The sequence below is a fragment of the Streptomyces albidus (ex Kaewkla and Franco 2022) genome (assembly GCF_013870515.1).
In the GTDB taxonomy this organism is placed as follows: Bacteria; Actinomycetota; Actinomycetes; order Streptomycetales; family Streptomycetaceae; genus Streptomyces; species Streptomyces albidus.
On the sequence record NZ_JACBXA010000266.1, the window covers coordinates 1 to 7,473 of the forward strand.

6 protein-coding genes and 2 pseudogenes are annotated in these 7,473 nt (G+C 70.8%); 6 read left to right on the plus strand and 2 right to left on the minus strand.

The features are described 5' to 3' along the window. A pseudogene (locus H5J26_RS31685) lies at positions 1–350 on the plus strand (hypothetical protein); the annotation flags it as partial. A 113-nt stretch (positions 351–463) separates the two neighbouring features. Continuing rightward, positions 464–982: a GNAT family N-acetyltransferase gene (locus tag H5J26_RS26110; protein WP_181768426.1), complete on the plus strand. Its 519-nt coding sequence runs from the start codon at positions 464–466 to the stop codon at positions 980–982. Between the two features lie 52 nt (positions 983–1,034). Here H5J26_RS26110 and H5J26_RS26115 read toward each other — a convergent pair whose 3' ends face one another. Together H5J26_RS26115 and H5J26_RS26120 are read right to left on the minus strand one after the other, a co-directional pair. Further along, positions 1,035–1,421 carry a hypothetical protein gene (locus H5J26_RS26115; RefSeq protein ID WP_309238074.1) on the minus strand — a complete coding sequence of 129 codons (387 nt, stop codon included), beginning with the start codon at positions 1,419–1,421 and terminating at the stop codon, positions 1,035–1,037. A 61-nt stretch (positions 1,422–1,482) separates the two neighbouring features. Continuing rightward, positions 1,483–1,854: a hypothetical protein gene (locus tag H5J26_RS26120; RefSeq protein ID WP_181768428.1), complete on the minus strand. Its 372-nt coding sequence runs from the start codon at positions 1,852–1,854 to the stop codon at positions 1,483–1,485. Positions 1,855–2,417: 563 nt separating this feature from the next. Here H5J26_RS26120 and H5J26_RS26125 point away from each other — a divergent pair. From H5J26_RS26125 to H5J26_RS26140, 4 genes and pseudogenes are all read left to right on the plus strand, one after another. After that, the gene (locus H5J26_RS26125) at positions 2,418–3,482 is read left to right on the plus strand and encodes a methionine ABC transporter ATP-binding protein (protein ID WP_181768429.1); all 1,065 of its coding nucleotides are present in this window, start codon (positions 2,418–2,420) and stop codon (positions 3,480–3,482) included. A gap of 527 nt (positions 3,483–4,009) precedes the next feature. Next, complete coding sequence (locus H5J26_RS26130) at positions 4,010–4,660, plus strand: GNAT family N-acetyltransferase (RefSeq protein WP_181768430.1); 651 nt, start codon at positions 4,010–4,012, stop codon at positions 4,658–4,660. Positions 4,661–4,836: 176 nt separating this feature from the next. Continuing rightward, complete coding sequence (gene cbiE / locus H5J26_RS26135; RefSeq protein ID WP_181768431.1) at positions 4,837–6,126, plus strand: precorrin-6y C5,15-methyltransferase (decarboxylating) subunit CbiE; 1,290 nt, start codon at positions 4,837–4,839, stop codon at positions 6,124–6,126. 257 nt (positions 6,127–6,383) lie between these two features. Next, a pseudogene (locus H5J26_RS26140) lies at positions 6,384–7,473 on the plus strand (hypothetical protein); the annotation flags it as partial.

Here is a 7,473-nt window from a genome sequence, read left to right on the forward strand (position 1 = left end):
GTGTCGTCCTCGGCAACGGTCTTTATCTGACGATGCTGGGGCTGCTGAGGCGCCGGGAAGTGCCGCTTCCCGCCGACGTCATCGACGGCCGTCACGAGGGCCCGGAAGCACCCCGCCCGGCGGAGGCCGCCGTCCTGGCCGAGGAGCACCGCCGCGTCCTCTCGGAAGCTGTCGCGAAGCTGCCGGGACGCTGTCCGGCCCTGATGCGCGTGCTGTTGTCCCGGCAGGACCTCACCTACGCCGAAATGGCCCGTGAGTTGGGAATGTCACAAGGGAGTCTTGGCCCGGTACGTTCCCGATGTCTGGGTTGCCTGCGCACAATGCTCAAGGCGTCAGATTGCGGCATGTGAACTTGGGGGAATGCTGCGGGGAGCAAGCGGCGTCACCAGGGCAGACACTCCGGACACGGCACCCTCACCTCACCGTGCCCGGGCACACTCATGACAAGGGGAGGCAGGCGCACATGGGAATGAGCGTGACCATCTCTGCGGCGGTCGAGAACGACGCCGAGCAGATCCTCAAACTCCAGTACCTGTGCTTCCAGAGCGAAGCGGAAGCCTACGGCGACTACGCCATCGCTCCGCTGACCCAGTCCCTCGAAGGACTGCGGGCCGAAATGGCAGCCGGCAGCGTGCTCGTGGCCCGTCTCGGCGAAGAGGTGGTCGGTTCCGTGCGGGGAACGGTCGACACCGACGGCACCGCCCGCATCGACCGGCTCTTCGTACACCCGCGACTGCAACGGCACGGGCTCGGCGGCCGTCTGCTGGCCGCCATCGAGGCCGGCCTGGCGGCCGAACGGGACGCCAAGCGCTACCACCTCGTCACCGGGCACCGCAGCGAGGGCAGCCTGCGGCTGTACCGCAAGTACGGCTACATCCCGGTCGGCACCGAACGGGGCCGGAAGATGACGCTCACCGAGATGACGAAGGACGCAGGGGTCGTCGGAGGCACGGCCTCCGCCACAGCCGCCGCGAGCGCCTGACGGCACGTCCGGCACCGCGGCCGGGCAGCCCCCGCTTCCTCTTGACGACGCCTCAGCTGTGGCTGCGCCGCGACCGGCGCAGCCACAGCAGCCCCGTGACCGGCAGGATCACCGGGATGAAGAGATAACCCATGCCGTAGTCCGACCACACGGTGGCATCGGGAAACGCCGACGGCTCGAGCAGGGTCCAGGTCCCCACCGTCAGGACTCCGAGCAACTCCACGCAGCAGCAGGCGAATGCGGCCTTGCGTGCCCTCTCCCCGCCGCGCACCAGCGAGACCGTGATGAAGGCGTACACGAGTGCCGCGAGAGCCGAGAGGAGATACGCCAGCGGCGCCTCGTCGAAGCGCGTGGTGAGCTGGACGACGGACCGGGATGCCGCGCCCACCGTGAAGATGCCGTACAGCGTGAGCAGCAGGGTGCCCGGGCCCCTGCCGATTCCTTCGGGCCGCGCCCCGCGCGGGCCGGTGCCGGGCTCGGGAGTCTTGGGGGCCGGGGAGTCAGGCACCGCTCCCGCCTCCCCAGATGTCGTGCAGCCTCGCCTGCAGCACCGCCAGCACCACGGCGCCGGCGACCACGGTGAGCGAGCCCCACTTGGTCCGCTCCGTGAGCGAGATCAGACCGACCACCGGAACACAGGCCACGACGGCGGCCAGGTAAGCGACGAAGATCGCCGTCCCCTCGGCGGGGTCCGATCCACGCGCGAGCAGCACGATGCCGATCACCAGCTGCACCAGCGCCAGAAGTGTCACCACGGCCATGCCGATGAAGTGCCAGTCCTTCGTGGGCTGATCGCGGTACGCCGCCCACCCGCACCAGGCGGCCAGCGCAAGCGCGGCCGCGGCGAGAACGACGGTGAGCGGGGTGAGCATGGGCAGAGTGTAGGAGGGGCGCACACGGCCTCCTCGTCCGGCCCCCGCGATCACCGGGCCGTGCGATCGGCCACATCCCGGAGCCGCGCGGGGTCTGAGGCCGCGCGGCCGTCGCGGTGTCCCGTCCTCGGTGCCGTCGCAGGTCAGGCGAGTGGAAGGGAACTGGAGCACGGGGGAGTGGCCGGGACGGTGCTCGGGCCTGGTCCGTGCGGCAGCCGTCCGGACCGAGTCCCTCTCGCCGAGGGGTGTGTCAGGCCGTCTGTTTTACTGGGGCGCATGAACACGACGAGCCACCGCATCCCTGCGACCAGGGCACTCACGCTGTCCGGTGCTCGTTGTCGGCGCATGCCCCATGGCGGCATGCCGCGAATGTGTGCCTGTTGAGGGCCCTCGTCTGACCTGATCCCCGGCCGCTCGCGAACCCGAGGCGTCCGCCGCGATCGAAGCCCTCCCCACGTTCGCTCTTCACCCACCTTGCGACGCAGTGACGCAGAGCTGTGGGTTCTCGCGCCCCGCCGCGTGCCCACGGGCCTGCCTCCCTGCCCGAAGACGATGGAAAACCTGTGATCACGACTACGGACCTGAGCAAGGTCTACCGCACCCGCGAGCGCGAGATTCCCGCGCTCGACGGCGTGAACCTGCACGTACGCGAAGGCGAGGTGTTCGGCGTCGTCGGCCGCAGCGGCGCCGGCAAGTCCTCGCTCATGCGTTGCGTCAGCCTGCTGGAGCGCCCCACCTCCGGCACCGTCACCGTCGACGGCCGGGACCTGACCGCGCTCGCCGGAGCCGGTCCGAGTGCCGGCGCCGGCCTGCGCGCCGCCCGCAGCCGTATCGGCACGGTCCTCGAGAACCTCGACCTGCTCTCCTCGCGGACAGTGCAGGGCAACGTCGAGCTGCCGCTGGAGACCCTCGGAGTCGCGGCCCGTGAGCGCTCGCGCAAGGCGATGGAACTGCTCGACCTCGTCGGCCTCGCCGACAAGGCCGGCTCCCGGCCCGCCGAGCTCTCCGGCGGCCAGAAGCAGCGGGTCGGCATCGCACGCGCACTCGCGGGCGACCCGAAGGTGCTGCTCTCGGACGGGGCCACTTCGGCGCTCGACCCCGAGACCACCCGGTCGGTGCTTCAGCTGCTTCGAGATCTGCAACGCCGACTCGGCCTGACCGTAGTGCTGATCACCCATGAGATGGACGTCGTCAAGGCGGTGTGCGACTCGGCGGCGCTGATGCGCGACGGACGGATCGTGGAGTCCGGCACCATCCCGGACCTGCTGGCCACACCCGGCTCCGAGCTGGCCGGTGCGCTCTTCCCGGTGGGCGGTGCGCACGTCGTCGACGGCCGCACCGTCGTCGACGTCACCTTCCACGGTGCGACTGCAACCGAGCCCGTCATCTCACAGCTGTCGCGTACGTACAACATCGACATATCCATTCTCGGCGCCGCCATGAACACCGTCGCCGGCAAGCAGGTCGGGCGCATGCGGATCGAACTGCCCGGCCGCTACGAGGACAACGTCGTACCGATCGGCTGCCTGCGGGAGCAGGGCCTCACCGTCGAGCTCGCCGGACGGGCAGGGGAAGGCCGCCTCCGCAGCGGAGCCGCGGCAGAACTCGCCCATGGAGCTGCGGGGTGAGCGGGGGCAGAAGATCAGGCCCCCGCTCGCCCGGGGGACCGTCGACAGCATCGCTCTGATCTCGTGCGGGTGAGGCCCGGCCCATTGCCGACCTCCTCGCCTCCGGGACGGAACACGGACGGCCCCCGCGTCAGGAAGCTCGCCCGGCTGCTCGAATCCCCCGAGGGGTACGGCAGTTCACCGACACGAATAGCGACGAATACGGACGAATGCAGGTGAGTGAAGGCCGCCATCCCGCCCTCCTTCGGGGGCCGGCGGCAACGGACGAGGGGACGCACGCGAACACGCGCTCGGGGCACCGATCTCCGGTACCCGTATCGACAAGTCGGTTTGTTGCGCCGGTTCTCGCCTGCGAAGGGGGCTTCGGCGCTGCACGCACGGGGTTCGATGCTGCATGCTGTGCACAGCTGCAATCGTCTGGAACACCCAGGGGCCCTGCTGCGGTCCTCCCAGAGCGACCGGCAGACCCCGCACTGGTCCTCTGGGATTCGTGACCCCCCAGACCCTCGATCCGTATGGAGCGGCGCATGACTTCGACTTTTCCGGACGTCTCGATCAGTACGGACCGGCTCGTGCTGCGACCGCTGGAGGAGGCGGATGTCCCCTCGCTCACCGAGATGATGCGCGACGAACTCGTCGCCGCGTGGACGACCGTCCCGGTGCCCTACCGCGACGCCGACGCCCGCGAGTTCATCCTGCGCCGCGCGCCGGCCGTGCGGACCGAGGGTGAGGGAATCGTTTTCGCCGTCACCGAGTTCCTCACGCAGCGCCTGGTCGGCCTCATCCAGGTCGAGCACACCGACTGGCAGATCCTCGCGGCCGAGGTCGGTTACGTCACCGCGCCCTGGGCCCGCGGCGAGGGCTACGCCTCCGAATCGGTGCTCGCCCTGGCCCAATGGCTCTTCGGGGACCAGAAGTTCGAGCGGCTGGAGTTGCGTACGGCGGCCGACAACACCGCCGCGCAGCAGGTCGCCCAGAAGCTCGGCTGCATCAGCGAGGGAGTCCTGCGCAACGCCTGGATAGCGCGCACCCGCACCGAGGACGGCGGTTGGGCCGAGATCCGGACCGACCTTCTCGTGTGGAGCCTCCTCCCCGAAGACCTCGACGGCCTCTCCGAACAGCTCGCCGACGCCGGTGGGTACGCCCCGTACCCGGACTGGCTGCACTCCCCGCGCTAGCCCCCGGCGGCCACCCCGCGGCGGCCGACAGCAGCCGCATTGCTCCTCGTTCCGGTGACGTATCCGGCTCTAGCACGGCAAAAGCGGACCCGTCCGTACCCGGACGTCGCGGATCCGCGACGCAGGGGTAGGCTCGACGAGCCCCGACCTGCGACAAGCCCAGGAGAGACGCACCGATGGCCGACCGCGTCACCGTGATCGGGTGGGACGGTTCGCCATTGTCCGGCGCCGCCCGCTCAGCCATCGGCGCGGCCACGCTCGTCGCCGGGGCCGCACATCACCTCCAGCTTCCCGAAGTGCCGCCGAAGGCCGAGCAGATCAGGCTCGGCAGCGTTTCGCTGGCCGCCCGCCGCATCGCCCGGCACCGGGGCACGGCAGTGGTCTTCGCCGACGGAGATCCCGGCTTCTTCGGCGTCGTACGGGCTCTGCGGGCCCCTGAACACGGGCTCGAGGTCGAGGTCGTGCCCGCCGTCTCCGCCCTGGCCGCGGCCTTCGCCCGCGCCGGGATGCCCTGGGACGACGCACAGCTCGTGGTCGCCAACTCCCGTACCCTGCGCCGGGCCGTCAACGTCTGCCGCGCTCACACCAAGGTCGGAGTCCTGACCTCGCCGGGTGCGGGGCCAGCCGAACTCGCCCTGCTGCTCGGCCCGGTGCACCGCACGTTCGTCATCTGCGAGGCGATGGGCACCTCGCAGGAGGAACTCACCGTTCTCACCTCTGACAAGGTCGCCGACCACACGTGGCGGGATCCCAACGTGGTGATCGTGGTGGGCGGATCGGTGGGCGGCGACGCTCAGCCGGGCACCGGCCAGAGCGGTTCCGCGCAGGGGAACCAGGGCAATCACGGTAATCAGGGCGGCGGTTGGCTCGCCGCGAAGCCGCAGAGCTATCCGCCCGCCGTGCGCGGCTGGGCGCTCCCGGCGTCCCGGTACGCGGAGGAGAACGCAGGCGCCGCCGTGCCCACCCCGCGAGCCAGCGAGTCCGTGCAGTTGCGCGCATGCCAGCTGGCCGGACTGGGCCCGCGCATCGGCGATCTCGTGTGGGACATCGGCTCGGGCAGCGGGGCGCTCTCGGTGGAGGCGGCGCGTTTCGGTGCCGCAGTCATCGCCGTCGACAGCGACCCGGAAGCCTGTGCCCGTGCGGCGGCAGCGGCTTGGAAATTCGGGGTGCAGCTGGATGTCGTGCAGGGTGCTGCGCCGCAGGTCCTGGAGGATCTCCCGGAACCCGACGTGGTGAGAGTGGGCGGCGGTGGCGTGCGTACGGTCACGGCCGTGGCCGAACGCAGGCCGGGCCGCATCGTCACACATGCGGCGACGAGGGACGAGGCCGAGGCGATCGGGCGGGCGCTCGAAGACGGCGGTTACGCCGTGGAGTGCGCCCTGCTCCAGTCCGTGGAGCTGGACACCCGGGAGTGGGTGGAAAGTGAACGAGCTGTCGTTTTCCTGTTGTCCGGTGTCCGGATCTGAACCCCTGTGGCCGACGCGTGACGAACCGCGACGAAGTGCTCTTTCTCACCCACCCGTGGCAGGCGCTTCGCTCTGGCGCGGGTAGGCTGACGGATCGTTGTGCCGCTGTGCGGTGTTGATGGTTCGTCCGTCAATGTCCGGATGGCGCGTAGGCGGAGAAACGTGCCGCACCGTGCGCATGCTCGTTCTTCATCTACGGGGGCCCGGCGGCCGATCGCCGGGTTGGAAGAAGCACTACCGATGGGCGAGGGGTACGCATGACTGACACCGGGATCCCCGGTGAGGGGCAGCCGGAGAATGCTGGCGGGCAGCCGGAAGTCCAGCAGCAGGGCGTCCCGACAGCCGGTCCCTACCCCTACGCCGGACCTGCGGACGGCTCGGGCGGCGCCAACGGCGCCGTAGGCCCCTCCGGCGAGGAGGAGATGCTTCTGCCGGGCGGACAGGGCGCGTGGAGTGACGTGACGCAGCAGGACCCGTACATGCAGCCCGGTGTCTACGGACAGCCGGACGCGTACGTCCAGGCCGACGGCTACGTCCAGGCCGACGGCTACGTTCATGCCGACGGGTACGTCCAGCCCGACGCGTACGTGCAGTACGCCCAGCAGGACCCCTACATGCAGCAGGACCCGTACGCCCACGATCCCTACGCTCAGCAGGTCGCGTACGGCCAGCACGCGCAGCCGCAGCCGCAGGGGCAACCGGCCCCCGACGCCCAGCAGTTCGAGGCCGCGGCCTCGAACGGGTCCGGGCCGCACGTACCCGGGCCGCACGAGACGGACGGCCGTGACTCGGGCGCCATCGACGTGGGAGCCGTACGCGCGTCCGAGGGCCAGGAGACACCGGTCGCCCCGGGCCCGCAGCACGCGGAGAAGAGCCCTGGTCCTCCTCCGCGGCGTCCGCTCCACCTCGGCCCGCCTGAGCCCGAGCAGTCGGGCGCTGTACGTCCGCTCTCCGACCGCGGCATCGGCAACGCGGCGAACGCGTCAGCCCAGCAGTCCACGCCCGCGCAGGGAACGCCCGCGCAGGGAAAGGCCGCGGCTTCTCCGGCGCGGTCCGCTGCCCCGCAACAGGCCGAGGCCCCGCAGCAGGGTGCCCCTCAGTCGGCAGTCGCCCAGGCGATGCCGCAGCCGGCCGAGAGCGCGGAGGGTGTCCTCCCGCAGGACGAAACCGTCGCACCTCAGGGTGACTTCGCCCAGTACGGGCCCGCGACGAGCGGTCCCGAATATCTGGACGTCGCCCACCAGAGCGCCGACTCCCTGCCGGGGCCCCAGCTCGGTGCGCTGCCGCCCCAGAACGAGCAGTGGGCGACGGCCGCCCCCGCGCAGGACTCCGCGCATCTCGCGGGCC